Origin of the sequence: Pseudomonas mediterranea CFBP 5447 (assembly GCF_000774145.1) — a bacterium.
Taxonomy (GTDB): Bacteria; Pseudomonadota; Gammaproteobacteria; order Pseudomonadales; family Pseudomonadaceae; genus Aquipseudomonas; species Aquipseudomonas mediterranea.
In genome coordinates this window covers 1-451 of sequence record NZ_KN322975.1, presented here as the reverse complement: position 1 = coordinate 451, position 451 = coordinate 1, and the positions used below count along the sequence as shown (strand labels likewise).

The window sequence follows — 451 nt, the reverse complement described above, 5'->3', positions numbered from 1 at the left end:
CCTCGGCATCGACACCCTCATCGGCGGAACCGGCAACGACACCTACGTGGTCGACAACCTCAAGGATGTCATCAGCGAAACCAGTACCCTGGCGAGCGAAATCGATACCGTACGCTCTTCGGTCAGTTGGGCCCTGGGCGCGAACCTGGAAAACCTCGCGTTGACGGGTGTCGCGATCAACGCTACCGGCAACGCCCTGGACAACGTGCTGACCGGTAACGCCGGCAATAACGTGCTGGATGGCGGCGCCGGACGGGACTCGCTGATCGGCGGTGCGGGGAATGACACCTACCTGATCGACAACCTGGGTGACACGGTCACTGAACTCGATGGCGAAGGCCGCGATCTGGTGCGCACGTCGGTCAGCCACACCTTGTCGGCCAACGTCGAGGATGGTCAGTTGCTCGGCATTGCCGCCATCAACCTTGTCGGTAACGCCTCGAACAACACG

At 61.9% G+C, this 451-nt stretch carries 1 protein-coding gene; it reads left to right on the top strand.

The window, feature by feature from the left end; all coding sequences use genetic code 11:
- Nucleotides 1–451: calcium-binding protein (locus N005_RS03020; RefSeq protein WP_047699297.1), on the top strand; the 451-nt coding region annotated here is incomplete at both ends.